This window comes from Falsiroseomonas oryziterrae, assembly GCF_021864505.1.
Lineage (GTDB): Bacteria > Pseudomonadota > Alphaproteobacteria > Acetobacterales > Acetobacteraceae > Falsiroseomonas > Falsiroseomonas oryziterrae.
In genome coordinates this window covers 1-12,822 of sequence record NZ_JAKJIB010000090.1, presented here as the reverse complement: position 1 = coordinate 12,822, position 12,822 = coordinate 1, and the positions used below count along the sequence as shown (strand labels likewise).

General features: G+C 73.8%; 15 protein-coding genes. 13 read left to right on the top strand and 2 right to left on the bottom strand.

The features are described from left to right. The 7 genes from L2I40_RS09800 to L2I40_RS09770 all read left to right on the top strand — a co-directional run. Nucleotides 1-199, top strand: a 199-nt coding sequence (locus L2I40_RS09800) for a hypothetical protein (RefSeq protein ID WP_237214720.1), incomplete at its 5' end; no start/stop codon positions are given. A gap of 98 nt (nucleotides 200-297) precedes the next feature. Continuing rightward, entirely contained in the window at nucleotides 298-1,479 is a 1,182-nt protein-coding gene (locus L2I40_RS09795; protein ID WP_237214719.1) for a M20 family metallopeptidase, read from the top strand. Between the two features lie 69 nt (nucleotides 1,480-1,548). Next, entirely contained in the window at nucleotides 1,549-1,899 is a 351-nt protein-coding gene (locus L2I40_RS09790; protein ID WP_237214721.1) for an acyl-CoA thioesterase, read from the top strand. Continuing rightward, entirely contained in the window at nucleotides 1,896-2,315 is a 420-nt protein-coding gene (locus L2I40_RS09785) for an acyl-CoA thioesterase (protein ID WP_237214718.1), read from the top strand. The genes L2I40_RS09790 and L2I40_RS09785 overlap by 4 nt, the downstream gene beginning before the upstream one ends. Before the next feature lie 47 nt (nucleotides 2,316-2,362). Further along, nucleotides 2,363-3,526 (top strand): diaminopropionate ammonia-lyase, encoded by a 1,164-nt coding sequence (locus L2I40_RS09780; RefSeq protein WP_237214717.1) that lies wholly within the window; start codon nucleotides 2,363-2,365, stop codon nucleotides 3,524-3,526. Nucleotides 3,527-3,660: 134 nt separating this feature from the next. Further along, nucleotides 3,661-4,659 (top strand): Bug family tripartite tricarboxylate transporter substrate binding protein, encoded by a 999-nt coding sequence (locus L2I40_RS09775; RefSeq protein WP_237214716.1) that lies wholly within the window; start codon nucleotides 3,661-3,663, stop codon nucleotides 4,657-4,659. A 38-nt stretch (nucleotides 4,660-4,697) separates the two neighbouring features. Next, nucleotides 4,698-5,471, top strand: a complete 774-nt coding sequence (locus L2I40_RS09770; protein ID WP_237214715.1) for an RMD1 family protein — start codon at nucleotides 4,698-4,700, stop codon at nucleotides 5,469-5,471. 19 nt (nucleotides 5,472-5,490) lie between these two features. Here L2I40_RS09770 and L2I40_RS09765 read toward each other — a convergent pair whose 3' ends face one another. Then, nucleotides 5,491-6,759 carry an ABC transporter substrate-binding protein gene (locus L2I40_RS09765; protein WP_237214714.1) on the bottom strand — a complete coding sequence of 423 codons (1,269 nt, stop codon included), beginning with the start codon at nucleotides 6,757-6,759 and terminating at the stop codon, nucleotides 5,491-5,493. A 138-nt stretch (nucleotides 6,760-6,897) separates the two neighbouring features. Here L2I40_RS09765 and L2I40_RS09760 point away from each other — a divergent pair, with 138 nt between their 5' ends. The 5 genes from L2I40_RS09760 to L2I40_RS09740 all read left to right on the top strand — a co-directional run bounded on the left by L2I40_RS09760 (nucleotide 6,898) and on the right by L2I40_RS09740 (nucleotide 11,208). Continuing rightward, a complete protein-coding gene (locus L2I40_RS09760; protein ID WP_237214713.1) occupies nucleotides 6,898-7,902 on the top strand; it encodes an NAD(P)H-quinone oxidoreductase in 1,005 nt (334 codons plus the stop codon). After that, on the top strand, nucleotides 7,902-8,099 hold the full coding sequence (locus tag L2I40_RS09755; RefSeq protein WP_237214712.1) for a hypothetical protein: 198 nt from the start codon (nucleotides 7,902-7,904) through the stop codon (nucleotides 8,097-8,099). The genes L2I40_RS09760 and L2I40_RS09755 overlap by 1 nt, the downstream gene beginning before the upstream one ends. Before the next feature lie 103 nt (nucleotides 8,100-8,202). Further along, nucleotides 8,203-9,501 carry an NAD(P)H-dependent oxidoreductase gene (locus tag L2I40_RS09750; RefSeq protein ID WP_237214711.1) on the top strand — a complete coding sequence of 433 codons (1,299 nt, stop codon included), beginning with the start codon at nucleotides 8,203-8,205 and terminating at the stop codon, nucleotides 9,499-9,501. A gap of 1 nt (nucleotide 9,502) precedes the next feature. Further along, on the top strand, nucleotides 9,503-10,390 hold the full coding sequence (locus L2I40_RS09745; protein ID WP_237214710.1) for a DMT family transporter: 888 nt from the start codon (nucleotides 9,503-9,505) through the stop codon (nucleotides 10,388-10,390). Nucleotides 10,391-10,446: 56 nt separating this feature from the next. Further along, a complete protein-coding gene (locus L2I40_RS09740) occupies nucleotides 10,447-11,208 on the top strand; it encodes an alpha/beta fold hydrolase (RefSeq protein ID WP_237214709.1) in 762 nt (253 codons plus the stop codon). Here L2I40_RS09740 and L2I40_RS09735 read toward each other — a convergent pair. Then, the gene (locus tag L2I40_RS09735) at nucleotides 11,186-11,782 is read right to left on the bottom strand and encodes an HD domain-containing protein (protein WP_237214708.1); all 597 of its coding nucleotides are present in this window, start codon (nucleotides 11,780-11,782) and stop codon (nucleotides 11,186-11,188) included. The genes L2I40_RS09740 and L2I40_RS09735 overlap by 23 nt on opposite strands. Nucleotides 11,783-11,862: 80 nt before the next feature. Between L2I40_RS09735 and L2I40_RS09730 the strand changes: the two genes are divergently transcribed. Beyond that, nucleotides 11,863-12,822 (top strand): FAD-binding domain-containing protein (locus tag L2I40_RS09730; RefSeq protein WP_237214707.1); only part of this gene is annotated, 960 nt, incomplete at its 3' end.

Here is a 12,822-nt window from a genome sequence, read left to right as displayed (position 1 = left end):
GTCCGGCACCGGGACCGGTGGCGGCGCGTCGGGCGGCGCGTCGGGCGGCGGGGGGACCACCGGCAGCACGAGCGGCGGTTCGGCGGGCGGCGGCGCCTCCGGCTCCGGGACGACGGCGAGCGCACCGCCCAGCAACTGCCGCACGGTCGGAAACGGCCGCAACGCGCGCGTCGTCTGCGAGGATGACGACGACGACTGATCGCGGGCCTCGCGCCGGCTGAGCGTCACACGGCCGTGCGACGGCGCTTTCCGTCGGGGGGCAGCGGTGGCAGCCTGCCTCCGGTAGGAAAGGCGCGCATGGCTGAGATCGAGACCCGCATCACCACCTGGCTCGCCGACCAGCGCGCAGCGATGATCGACGCGCTGCGCGAGATGGTCGACACCGATGGCGGCAGCTACGATAAGGAAGGCGTCGACGCGGTCGGCGCGCAGGTCGCCCGGTTCTTTCGCGCGCACGGCATCGGCGTCGAGACCCTGAAGCAGCAGCGCTTCGGCGACTGCCTGCGCGCCACCGTCGGCGACGGCGCGGCACAGCCGGGCGGCAATGACCGGCGCAACATCGTGCTGATGGGCCACCGCGACACCGTCTTCCCGAAGGGCGAGCCGCAGCGCCGCCCCTTCACGATCGAAGGCGACCGCGCCTTCGGCCCGGGTGTGGCCGACATGAAGGCCGGCCTGGTGATGAACATGTTCGTCCTTGCCGCCTTCGCCCGCTTCGGCGGCGCGCCGGGGCCGCTCGTCGGCCTCTTCACCGGCGACGAGGAGATCGGCTCGCCCGAAGGCCGCCCCGTCATCGAGGCGGAGGCCCGCGCCGCCCGCGTGGTCTTCAACTCGGAGCCCGGCCGCCCCGACGGCGGCGTGGTGACGGGCCGCAAGGGCGGCGTCTTCATGGCCTTCGACATCGAGGGCAAGGCCGCGCATTCCGGCGGCAATTTCGAGCAGGGCATCAGCGCCATCGGCGAGCTCGCCGCCAAGATCACCGCGATCCATGCGCTGACCGACCTCGCGCGCGGCATCACGCTCAATGTCGGCCTCGTCAGCGGCGGGCAGAGCGTCAACACCGTCGCCCCCTGGGCGCAGGGCCAGATCGACCTCCGCTATGTCGAGCCCGCCGACCGCGACGAGGTGATGGGCAAGATCGAGGCGATCGTCGCGAAGTCCTTCGTCCCCGGCACGCGCGCGACCCTCTCGATCCGCGGCGAGTTCCTGCCGCTCACGCAATCGCCCGCCAGCGCGCGTGTCTTCGAGCTCTACCAGGCCGCCGCGCGCGACAGCGGGCTCGCGGTGGAAGGGCGCTTTTCCGGCGGCTGCGCCGACAGTGGCTTCACCGCCGCGATGGGCGCGCCGACGATCTGCGCCGTCGGTCCCGTCGGCGGCAAGGCGCACAGCCCGGAGGAATACCTGGAACTCGACAGCATGGTGCCGCGCGCGCAGGCGCTGGCACGCGCGATCCTCCGCCTCGAGCAGGGCGGGATCTGACCCGTGCCGACGCGTCCGCCAACCTCGGACACGCCGCCCGCCGGCCCGCCCGTGCTGCGCACCGTCGCCATGCCGGCCGATGCCAACCCCTCGGGCGACATCTTCGGCGGCTGGCTGCTCGCGCAGATGGACCTCGCCGGCGGCAACGCCGCCATCCGTCGCGCGCGCGGCCGCGTCGCGACTGTCGCTCTGGATGCGATGGTCTTCCACCGCCCGGTCTTCATCGGCGACGAAGTCAGCCTCTACGCCGATGTCGTCGCGGTCGGGCGCACCTCGATCCGCGTGCATGTCGAGGCCTGGCGCCGCCGCATGTCGGAGGAGGAGATGCAGCAGGTGACGGAGGGCGTCTTCACCTTCGTCGCCATCGACGCTGATCGGAAGCCACGTCCCGTTCCCTCCGGCCAGGCGGCAGCCCCATGAGCGAGCAGAACTGGACCATCCTCCGCCCGCACCGCATCCGCTGGATCGAGTGCGACCTCTACGGTCACGTCAACCACGCCGCCTATCTCACCTTGTTCGAGGACCTGCGCGTGGATCACTGGCAGGCGCTCACCGGGGCGCCGATCTCGCCCGACCTCGCCGGACCCGTCGTCGCGCAGATCGAGGCGCGCTACCTCCGCGCGGTCGGCTTCGGCGACGCCGTGCAGCTCGCCTGCCGCGTGGCCAGCTTCCGCCGCACCTCCTTCGTGCACGACTACGCGCTGCTGAAGGATGGCGAGCCCTGCTGCACCGCGCGCGCCGTCTGCGTCGTCACGCGCCAGGACAGCGGCGAGAAGGTCGCGCTCTGGCCCGAGCTCCGCGCGAAGCTGCTGGCCGAAGGCGCGAGCGAAACATAGCCCGCCCGGCGTTGCCGGCAGGGCGGGGCCGGCGGCATCCTGCCTGCATGATCCCCGCCCGCCCCTATCGCCTGCTCCTCAACCGCCGCCACGGCACGCCCGGCATCGTCGTGCTGCCCGATGGCGGCTTCCGCCGCGCGCGCCGCGAGATCGAATCCTGGCCCGGCTACGCGCCGACGCCCCTGATCCCCCTCGACGAGGTCGCGCGATCCGCCCGCGTCGCCGCCGTGCACTACAAGGACGAGGGCCCGCGCTTCGGCCTCGGCTCCTTCAAGGCGCTCGGCGGCGCCTATGCGGTGCAGAAGCTGCTGACGACCGAGCTCGCCCGGCGCGGTGCCGCCGACAACGCCAGCGCCGCCGCGCTCGAATCCGGCGAGTTGAAGGAGGCGACGCGCGGCATCACCGTGACCTGCGCCACCGACGGCAACCACGGCCGTTCCGTCGCCTGGGGCGCGCAGCGCTTCGGCTGCCGCTGCGTGATCTACGTCCATGAAGGCGTCTCGCAGGGCCGCCGCGACGCCATCGCGAAATACGGCGCCGAGATCCGCGTCGTACCCGGCACCTATGACGATGCCGTGCGTGCCTGCACGCATGAGGCCGAGCGCGAGGCCTGGTTCGTCGTCTCCGACACCTCCTGGGAGGGCTACACCGAGGTCCCGCGCGACGTGATGCAGGGGTATCGGCTGATGGCCGAGGAAGCCGCCGACCAACTGGAGAAGCCGCCGACCCACGCCTTCGTGCCGGGCGGCGTCGGCGGGGTGGCCGCCGCCGTGTCGGTCCAGCTGCGCGCGCGCTTCGGCGCCGCGACGAAGCTCGTCGTGGCGGAACCCGACAAGGCGGCCTGCCTGCTCGCCTCCGCCGAGGCCGGCCAGGCCGTCGCGGTGCCGGGCGAGCTCGATACGCTCATGGCCGGGCTTGCCTGCGGCGAGCCCAGCCTGCTCGCCTGGCAGGAGCTGGAGCGCGGCGCCTTCGCCTTCATGTCCGTCCCCGACGACAGCGCGGTGGATTGCATGAAGCTGCTCGCCCGCCGGACGCAGAAGGTGGTGGCGGGGGAGAGTGCGGTGGCGGGCCTCGCCGCGCTGCTGCTCGCCGCGCGCGACCCCTTCGCCCGCGGCATGCTCGGTCTCGACGCCGACAGCCGCATCCTGCTGTTCGGCACCGAAGGGGCAACGGATCCCGAGACCTACGAGAAGCTGATCCGCGCGGCCTGACCGGCGCGCCCGACCAGGACCGCCCTCGCAGCGGCCCGGGCGGCGGCCGGGCGATTGACTCGCGGGCGCCCCATCCCCATCCGTTGCGCTGTTCAGCCTAGATGCGGCCGAGCCGCCCAGGGGAGAAACCGTCCATGACCATCGCCACCCGGCGTCGCCACTTGCTCGGCCTCGGTGCCGGCGTGCTCGCCGCCCCCGTCCTCGGCCTCCGGCCCGCCGCCGCCCAGGCCGCCTGGCCGACCCAGCCGATCCGCATGGTCGTGCCCTTCGCCGCCGGCGGCCCCACCGACGTTCCGGCCCGCCTCCTCGCCGAGACGATGTCGAACGCCCTGCCGCACCGCATCGTGGTGGAGAACCGCACCGGCTCCGGCGTCGTCGTCGGCACCGACATGGTGGCCAAGGGCCCGCAGGACGGCACCGTGGTGCTCTACACCACCGTCGCCCATGCGGTGACGCGCGCGCTCTTCCCGCGCCTGCCCTTCGACCCGGTCGCTGACTTCACGCCGGTCGCGCTGGTCGGCCAGGTGCCGCTGGTCCTGCTCGTCAACAACAACTTCCCGGCACGCACCTTCCAGGACTTCGTCCGCCTGGTGCGCGAGAATCCGGGCCGCTTCGACTACGCCTCCTCCGGCAATGGCGGCGCCGTGCATCTCGGCTCCGAGCTGCTGCTGCACGCGGCGGGCGGGCTGCGCATGAACCACATCCCCTTCCGCGGCTCCTCGCTCGCCATCCCGGAAGTGATCGCGGGCCGCATCCCGATGATCTTCGACATCGCGGCCTCGGCACTGCCCTACGCCCGCTCGGGCGAGCTGCGCGCGCTCGGCATCAGCACGCGCGAGCGCTCGCCGCTCGCGCCCAACATCCCGACCTTCCAGGAGCAGGGCCTCGCCGGCTTCGAGACCTACACCTGGCACATGGTCATGGTCCGCTCCGGCACGCCGCAGCCGATCGTGGACGCGATCCACCGCGCGGTCGTCGCGGCCGTCGGCCAGCCCGCGGTGCGCGAGCGCCTGACCGGCCTCGCCATGCAGGTGCCGGCCGAGACCACGCCGGCCTCCGCCGCCGCCTATCTCCGCAGCGAGATCGCGACCTGGGAGCCGCTGGTCCGCGCGGCCAATATCCGGGCCGAGTAGCCAAGCCCGGCGCGGGGCGGGACCGCTAGGCTGGGGGGATGACCGCCCAGCCGATCCCGCTCCGCGCCCTGCTTCTCGCCGAGCGCCTCGATGCCCGTGGGCTCGGGCGCACCGGCGACACGCTGCAAGGCGTGGTGCCGATCGCCGACGCTGCCGGCCAGGCCTTCGGCTTCCGCTGGGGCGCGCTGGTCACCGTCGGCATGGACGAGGCGCCGGCCGCACGGCTTGCCGAGCGGCTCCGCCCGCGCCTGTCGGATCCGCTCCCCGAACCGGTGGTCGAGACCGCGCTGATCCGGCTCGACCCGGCGGCCGAGGGGCCGGACCAGGACGGCGTGGTGCGGCTGCGCGACCTCTCCGCCCCGCGCGTCGCGCTGGTGGCCGAGGCGCTGGCGCGCAGCGCGCTGCTCTCCCACCAGGAAGCGATGCTGGAGCGGGGGCTCGACCGGCTCGACCCCGTGCTGGCGCGGCTGCGACAGGGCCGGCTCGCGCCGTCCTCCTCCGTCATGCTCCGCTCGATCGGGGAGGCGATCGCCGCCCGCTCCCGCGCCGGCGCGCGCGTGGACACGGAAGCGAAGCCGGACCTGCTCTGGGACCATCCGGAACTCGCCCCCCTCTACGCCGCGCTCGACGAGGAATGGGAGATCGGCGAACGCAGCGCAGCCCTGACGCGCAAGCTCGAGATGATGCACGAGACCTCGGAGACGCTGCTCTCGCTGGTCGAGGCGCGGCGGTCGCGCGTGCTGGAACTCAGCGTCGCGCTGCTGATCGCGACCGAGGTCGCGACCACGCTCTACGGCCTGATCCGCGGCTGAGCGGGCCCGGGTCGCCCTATCAGCCGCCGAGCCGCGGCAGCGCCTCCGCGATGGCCGCCGCCGCCGGATGCACCACCACCTGGCGCAGCCCCTGCGGACCGGGCTGCCACTGGCACAGCAGCGGCCGCGCGCGGGTGTTCTGCCCGCGCGCCTCGAAGCGCGCGCCCCAGCCGGCCGCGGTCGATGCCTCCGGCATGTCGAGCGCGAGCACCGCCGCGCGCACCCGTTCCTTCTCCACCCCGCCGCCCCGCTGCATCGCCTCGAGGAACAGCCGTGCGCCGACGCAGCAGGCAAGGCTGTGGCCCGAGCGCGGCTCCGCGCCGTAGCGCCGCAGATAGGTCTCGGCGAAGGCGCGCGCGCCCGGCGCGTGCCGCTCGTTCACCGCGAAGGGCGCCAGGTCCGCGCTCATCGCGCCCGCCAGCGCGTCCCCCAGGCTCCGCGCCGTCTCCGCCAGCCCGTAGCCGCCCGCGGTGCCGATCACCATGCGCGGCCGCCAGCCGGTGTCGCGCAGCGCGCGGAACAGCAGCACCTCGTCCCCCGGCGCACCGGTGTGCATCAGCACGTCGGCCTCGATCCCGCGCAGGCGCTGCACCAGCGCATTGAGGTCCGAGGGGCGGGAGGCATAGGCCGCGCGCTCAACCACGCTGAGCCCGCGCGACCGCGCGAGCCCCTCCTGCGCCGCGGCAACCGACTGCCCGCCCGGCGCCTCCTCATGCGCGATGGCGATGCGAAGGTCGCCAGGCGCGAGGCCGAGCCGCGGCGCCAGCACCTCCATCACCCCCTCCACCGCCACCGCCGCGAAGTCGGCGGCGGCGGGCGAGGCTCGGAACACCCAGCGGAAGCCGCGCTCCACCACCGCGTCGCCGAGCGCGCCGAGCTCGAACCACGGCACGCCCGCGCTCTCCGCGAGCTGCGAGCCCGGCAGGGCGACCGAGGAGGCGAAGCTGCCGAAGATCGCGGCGACGCGCTCGTTGCCGCCGACCAGGCGCCGCGTCTCCGCCGCCGCGCTCGCCTCGTCGGAGGCATCGGCCCGCAGCAGCCGCAGCGGCCGGCCGAGCACGCCGCCCGCGGCGTTGCGTTCCTCCACCGCGATCTCGACGCCGCGGAAACTCTCGTCGCCGAGCAGCGCCAGCGGGCCCGAGAGCGGGAAGATCGCGCCGATCCGAAGCTCCGCCGGCGCCTGCGCCAGCGCCGGCCGCGCCAGCGCGACACCCAGCGCGACGCCCAGCGCGCGTCGGCCGATCCGGCCAGCGCCTTCGCTCCGCTGCGTCGCGCACCGCTCTGACATCGCCGGCTACCTCACATCGGCCTCGTGCGCCGCGCAACCCTCGCGCTGCTTCCGCCGCAAGGCTGCTCCGCCGCGCGCGGTGGCTTGACGCGGCACCGCGGCGCGTGATCCCTCCCGGGCGAACGAGGAGCACACGCGATGGTTGCGCTGCCGCAGGAGATGACCTTCATCGCGCATGGTGCCGGCGGCGGGCCCGAGGTGCTGGTGCCGGCGCGCGGGCCGGTGCCGCAGCCGCGCCCGGACGAGGTGCTGATCCGCTGCATGGCCGTCGGCGTGAACCGCCCGGACGTGGCGCAGCGCAGCGGCAGCTACCCGCCGCCGCCCGGCGCCTCGCCCATCCTCGGCCTGGAATGCGCCGGCGAGGTGGTGGCGGTGGGCGCCGAGGTGCGCCGCTACCGGGTCGGAGACCGCGTCACCGCGCTGACCAATGGCGGCGCCTATGCCGAGTATTGCGCCGCGCCCGAGGCGCAGGCGCTGCCCTGGCCCGTGGGCTACGACGCGCTGCGCGCCGCCGCGCTGCCCGAGACCTACTTCACCGTCTTCGCCAACCTCTTCGGCCATGGCCGCCTCGCGGCCGGCGAGACCGTGCTGATCCATGGCGGCACCAGCGGCATCGGCGTCACCGCCATCCAGCTTGCGAAGGCCTTCGGCGCGACGGTCTACGCGACGGCGGGCAGCGCGGAGAAGGTCGCCGCCTGCCTCGAACTCGGCGCCGACGCCGCGATCGACTACCGCACGCAGGACTTCGCCGAGGAGGTGAAGCGGCTGACCGGCGGCAAGGGCGTCGACGTGGTGCTCGACATGGTCGGCGCGCCCTATGCCGCGCGCAACATCCGCTCGCTGAAGCTGGACGGGCGTCTCGTGATGATCGCCTTCCTGCAGGGCCATGTCGCGGAGCAGTTCGACCTGCGCCCGATCATGGTGAAGCGCCTGACCGTCACCGGCAGCACGATGCGGCCGCGCACGACGGCGGAGAAGGGCGAGATCGCCGCCGCGCTCGAAGCCAAGGTCTGGCCGCTGCTGGCGAAGGGCGCCTGCGCGCCGCGCATCTTCCGCACCTTCCCCTTGGTCGAGGCAGCCGAGGCGCACCGGCTGATGGAAAGCAGCGCGCATATCGGCAAGATCATGCTGACGGTCGGCTGATGGCCGGCTGGGCGCTGATCGTCCTGGGCCTCGCGGTCTTCGTGCTCGCGGTGCGCATCGGCGGCCGCGGCGCCCGCGGCGCGACGCAGGGCGCGGGCGTCCTGGTTGCCGCGATCGGCGCGATCCTCGTCCTGCGCCGCCCCGGCTCCAGCCTGCACCTCCCCGGCTACGGCCCGCGCCAATGGCGCCAGCCTTGAGCGGCCGGTTAGCTCCCTCCCCCGTTCACGGGGGAGGGCCGGGGTGGGGGTTCGTGAATCGGCAAGCCGCTCCGTCACGCCGCACCCATCCGAAGGCCGTCTCTTGAACCTCCACCGCCTCCTGCTCGCGCGCGCCGCCGACCCGGTCCGCGTCGCCGTCATCGGCGCCGGCAAGTTCGGCTCCATGTTCCTCCACCAGGCGCCGCGCACGCCGGGCCTGCGCATCCACGGCATCGCCGATCTCTCCGTCGCGCGCGCCCGCGTCGCGCTCGCGCGCATCGGCTGGGACGCGGCGCTGATCGAGATGACGACGATCACCGAGGACGCTGCCGCGCTCATCGCCGACCCGCAGGTCGAGGTGGTGGTGGAGGCGACCGGCGATCCCGCCGCCGGCCTGCGGCACGCACGCCACGCCATCGCGCACGGCAAGCACGTGGTGATGGTCAACGTCGAGGCCGATGTCCTCGCCGGCCCGGTGCTGGCGCGCGAGGCGGCGGCGGCCGGCGTCGTCTATTCCATGGCCTATGGCGACCAGCCCGCGCTGGTCGCGGAGATGGTGGACACCATCCGCGCCGCCGGCTTTTCCGTCGTCGCGGCGGGGAAGGGCACGAAGTACCTGCCGCGCTATCACGCCTCGACGCCCGACACGGTGTGGGACTTCTACGGCCTCACCGCCGAGCAGGCGCGCGAAGGGGGCATGAACCCGCGCATGTTCAACTCCTTCCTCGACGGCACGAAGTCGGGGATCGAGATGGCGGCGATCGCCAACGCCATCGGCCTCGCCCCGCCCGAGGACGGCCTCGCCTTCCCGCCCTGCGGCACGGCGCAACTGCCGAACGTGCTTCGCCCGCACAACGAGGGCGGCATCCTGCCGCGCAAGGGCGTGGTCGAGGTGATCTCCTCCCTCACGCGCGAGGGCGCCGAGATCCCCGACAACCTGCGCTGGGGCGTCTATGTCGTCTTCGAGGGCGAGACCGACTATGCGCGCCGCTGCTTCGCCGAATACGGCGTCGCCACCGACACCACCGGCCGCTACGCCGCGCTCTGGCGGCCCTACCACTTCATCGGGCTCGAACTCGGCGTCTCCGTCGCCTCGGCCGCGCTGCGCCGCGAGCCGACCGGGTGTTCCACGGACTGGGCCGCCGATTGCGTCGCCGTCGCCAAGCGTCCGCTTCGCGCGGGCGAGGTGCTGGACGGCGAGGGCGGCGCGACGGTCTGGGGCAAATGCATTCCCGCCACGCGGTCCCGCGCGCTCGGCGCCGTGCCGATCGGTCTGGCGCATGGCGTGGCACTCGCCCGCGACGTGGCGGAGGGTGCCATGGTGACCGAAGCCGACCTCGCGCCGCGCGGCGGCGGCATCGCCGACATCCTCGCGCTCCGCGCCGCCCTGGCGCCCGCCTGACATGTCCGGCGCGCGCCCCGAGACGATGGGCATGGGCGCGGCCTTCCGGCTGCTGCTGATCGCCATCGTGCTGTTCGGCGGCGCCTGGCCGGTGACCAAGGCCGCGCTCGCGGACGCGACGCCGCTCTGGTTCGGCACCAGCCGCGCCGGCTTCGCGGCGCTGATCGCGGCCGTGCTGCTCGCCGTGCTCGGCCGCCTCAGGCTGCCGCGGCGCGAGGATCGCAACGCGGTAATCTTCCTCGGCCTGTTCCAGCTCGGCGGCTTCTTCGTGCTGACGCATCTCGCCGTCGCGCTGGTGCCGGCGGGGCGCACCGCGGTGCTGTCCAACGTCGTCGCCTATTGGCTGATCCCGCTGTCGGTCTTCTTCCTCGGCGAACGCGTCTCCCGCCTGCGCTGGATCGCGGCGGGCATCAGCCTCGGCGGCGCGCTGGTGCTGATCGGGCCCTGGGCGGTGGACTGGACCGACCGCCAGGTGCTGGCCGGCCACCTGATGCTGATGGCGGCCGGCCTCTCCTGGTCCATCGCCATCATCGCCAGCCGCAAATGGCCCCCGAAGAGCTCGATGCTCGAACTGCTGCCCTGGTGCTTCGCCATCGGCACCTGCGTGCTGCTGCCGCTCGCGCTGCTGCTGGAGCCGAATGGCGGCATCGGCCGCTCCTCCTGGCCGCACATGCTGTTCATCGGGCTCATCGCCGCGCCGATCGGCACCTGGTGCGTCATCGAGGCCAGCCGCAAGCTGCCCGGCGCCGTTGCCTCGGTCTGGTTCCTGCTGGTGCCCTTCATCGGCGTGGTGGTCGGCGCGCTCTGGCTGAACGAGCCGATCGGCTGGGACGTCATCCTGGGCGGCGCGCTGATCGTTGTCAGCGTCGTCCTGGCCGCTAGGGGCTGATCTTTTTCTCCCTCTCCCGCGAAGCGGGGGAGGGTCGGGGTGGGGGTAATCACCACATGCGACTCGCCGTCACCGAACTCGGCTCCGGCCCCCCCGTCGTCTTCCTCCACGGCCTCCTCGGCGCCGGGCAGAATTTCGGCGCCATCCAGAAGGCGCTCGCGCCCACGTATCGCGTGCTCGCCCTCGACCTCCGCAACCACGGCGCCTCGCCGCACGCCGCCACCATGTCCTATCCCGAGATGGCCGAGGACGTGGCGGAGACGCTGCGCGCGGCCGGCGTCGAGCGCGCCGCCGTCATCGGCCATTCGATGGGCGGCAAGGTCGCGATGGCACTCGTGCTCGCCCATCCCGACGCCGTCGAGCGGCTCTGCATCGCCGACATTGCGCCCGTGACATATCCCACGCCGCTCTTCACCCGCTACGTCGCCGCGATGCGCGCCATCCCGCTGCGCGCGGGCTTGACGCGGCGCGACGCCGACGCCGCGCTGGCCGACGCCGTGCCGAACCCCGCGCTGCGCGGCTTCCTGCTGCAGAACCTGCTCTTCACCGAGGACCCGCCGCGCTGGCGCGTCGCGCTCGACGCCATCGCGGACCAGATGCCGCTGATCGGCGGCTGGCCCGACCTGCCCGGTCGCTACGACGGCCAGGTGCTGGTGCTCGCCGGCGACGCATCGGACTACATCCTGCCGGAGCACCATCCGCGCTTCCGCGCGCTGTTCCCCGCCGCGCGCTTCGCGACGATACGCGCGGGCCACTGGCTGCACGCCGAGAACCCGCGCGATTTCCTGGCCGAGGTCACGGCGTTCCTGGCAGCCTGACCGCCTCCGCCTCGTCGCTCAGCCGCGCGCGCGTCACCGCATCCAGCCTCTCGCGCAGCGCGGCGAGCAGCGGCGGCGCCGCCGTGTCCCCCCGCCCGTAGCCGAGGTTCCAGCCGAGGTCGAAGCCCGGCGGATTCACCCCCTGCGCGTGCTGCAGGATCGTCTCCAGCTTGTCGAGGCCGCGCGCCACGCGTCCTTCGGGAGTCGCGCGCGCCTCGTATTCCTCCCACAGCGCCAGCAGACGCTGGCGGTGCCGCGCCGGCAGCGTCATGGTCAGTGTCGCCATCGCCTCGCGCTCCCGCGCCTCCTTCACGCCGGCCTTGCGCGGCGCGGGCGCCGGCAGGTCGCCGGTCAGCGCCTCCGCCAGGTCGTGCACCAGGCAGACCTGCACGAGGCGCCAGGGATCCACGCCGAGTTCCTCGCCGAACAGCAGCGCCATGAGGCACATGCGCCAGGTGTGGTCGGCCGTGCTTTCCGTCCGCCCGCCGGAGGTGCGGCTGTTGCGCAGCGTGTCCTTCAGGCGCTCCGCGAGCGCCAGGAAGGCGATCGCGCCGCCGATCTCGTCCTCGTCCATGCCGCGCAGCATAGGGTGCGGTGCCGCACCGATCCCAGCCCGGGGTTGCGCACACTCGCGTCGGGCCGATCTGCGGCGCGATGGACCTCGAGACCTTCCCCGCCGACCGCGCCGGCGCGCTGGCGCGTCTGCACGACTTCGCGCCCCGCATGGGCCGCGCCTATGCGGAAGGCCGCAACAGCGATCCCGGACCGGGCCAGCGCCGCGACGTCTCGCGCCTGTCGCCCGCGGTGCGGCACCGGCTGGTGACGGAGGAGGAGCTGATCGGCGCGGCACTGGCCGCGCATGGCGCGCAGGCGGCGGAAAAGTTCATCCAGGAGGTGTTCTGGCGCAGCTACTGGAAGGGCTGGCTGGAACTCCGCCCCGGCGTCTGGGACGCGTATTGCCGCGAGCGCGATGCCGCGCTGGCCGGCGCGACGGGCGGGATGCGCAAGGCGCTCGACCGCGCCATGGCCGGGGCGACCGGCATCGCCTGCTTCGACGCCTGGGCCGAGGAGCTGCGCGCGACGGGCTGGTTGCACAATCACGTGCGCATGTGGTTCGCCAGCATCTGGATCTTCACGCTGCGCCTGCCCTGGACGCTCGGCGCGGACTTCATGCTGCGCCACCTGCTGGATGGCGACGCCGCGTCCAACACGCTGTCCTGGCGCTGGGTCGCGGGGATGCAGACGCCCGGCAAGCACTATGTCGCGCGCGCCGAGAACATCCGCCGCCACACGCTCGGCCGCTTCGACCCGGAGGGCGAGCTGGACGAGAACCCGCTGCCGCTCGCCGCCCCCGCGCCGCCGCCGCTGCGACCCCTGCCGCGCGCCGACGCGCTGCCCGCCGGTCCCTTCGCGCTCCTGCTGCACGAGGACGACTTGCATCCCGAAAGCCTGCTGCCGGCGGGCGCGCCCGTCGCGGCCATCGCCGGCATCGCGGTGCCGGAGGCGCGCTCTCCACTCGGTTGCGCGCCGATCGTCGCGGATCACGCGCGCGCCGCGCTGGCGGATGGCCTGACGCGCGCCGCGGCCGCCTTCGGCGCACCGTCCGTGTCCCTG

Excerpts from the sequence above, each read along its gene's own strand:
- L2I40_RS09795 (WP_237214719.1), top strand. The coding sequence starts at position 298 with ATGGCTGAGATCGAGACCCGCATCACCACCTGGCTCGCCGACCAGCGC.
- L2I40_RS09780 (WP_237214717.1), top strand. The coding sequence starts at position 2,363 with ATGATCCCCGCCCGCCCCTATCGCCTGCTCCTCAACCGCCGCCACGGC.
- L2I40_RS09775 (WP_237214716.1), top strand. The coding sequence starts at position 3,661 with ATGACCATCGCCACCCGGCGTCGCCACTTGCTCGGCCTCGGTGCCGGC.
- L2I40_RS09755 (WP_237214712.1), top strand. The coding sequence starts at position 7,902 with ATGGCCGGCTGGGCGCTGATCGTCCTGGGCCTCGCGGTCTTCGTGCTC.
- L2I40_RS09785 (WP_237214718.1), top strand. The coding sequence starts at position 1,896 with ATGAGCGAGCAGAACTGGACCATCCTCCGCCCGCACCGCATCCGCTGG.
- L2I40_RS09790 (WP_237214721.1), top strand. The coding sequence starts at position 1,549 with ATGCCGGCCGATGCCAACCCCTCGGGCGACATCTTCGGCGGCTGGCTG.
- L2I40_RS09735 (WP_237214708.1), bottom strand. The coding sequence starts at position 11,782 with ATGGACGAGGACGAGATCGGCGGCGCGATCGCCTTCCTGGCGCTCGCG.
- L2I40_RS09740 (WP_237214709.1), top strand. The coding sequence starts at position 10,447 with ATGCGACTCGCCGTCACCGAACTCGGCTCCGGCCCCCCCGTCGTCTTC.
- L2I40_RS09760 (WP_237214713.1), top strand. The coding sequence starts at position 6,898 with ATGGTTGCGCTGCCGCAGGAGATGACCTTCATCGCGCATGGTGCCGGC.
- L2I40_RS09745 (WP_237214710.1), top strand. The coding sequence starts at position 9,503 with ATGTCCGGCGCGCGCCCCGAGACGATGGGCATGGGCGCGGCCTTCCGG.
- L2I40_RS09765 (WP_237214714.1), bottom strand. The coding sequence starts at position 6,759 with ATGTCAGAGCGGTGCGCGACGCAGCGGAGCGAAGGCGCTGGCCGGATC.
- L2I40_RS09770 (WP_237214715.1), top strand. The coding sequence starts at position 4,698 with ATGACCGCCCAGCCGATCCCGCTCCGCGCCCTGCTTCTCGCCGAGCGC.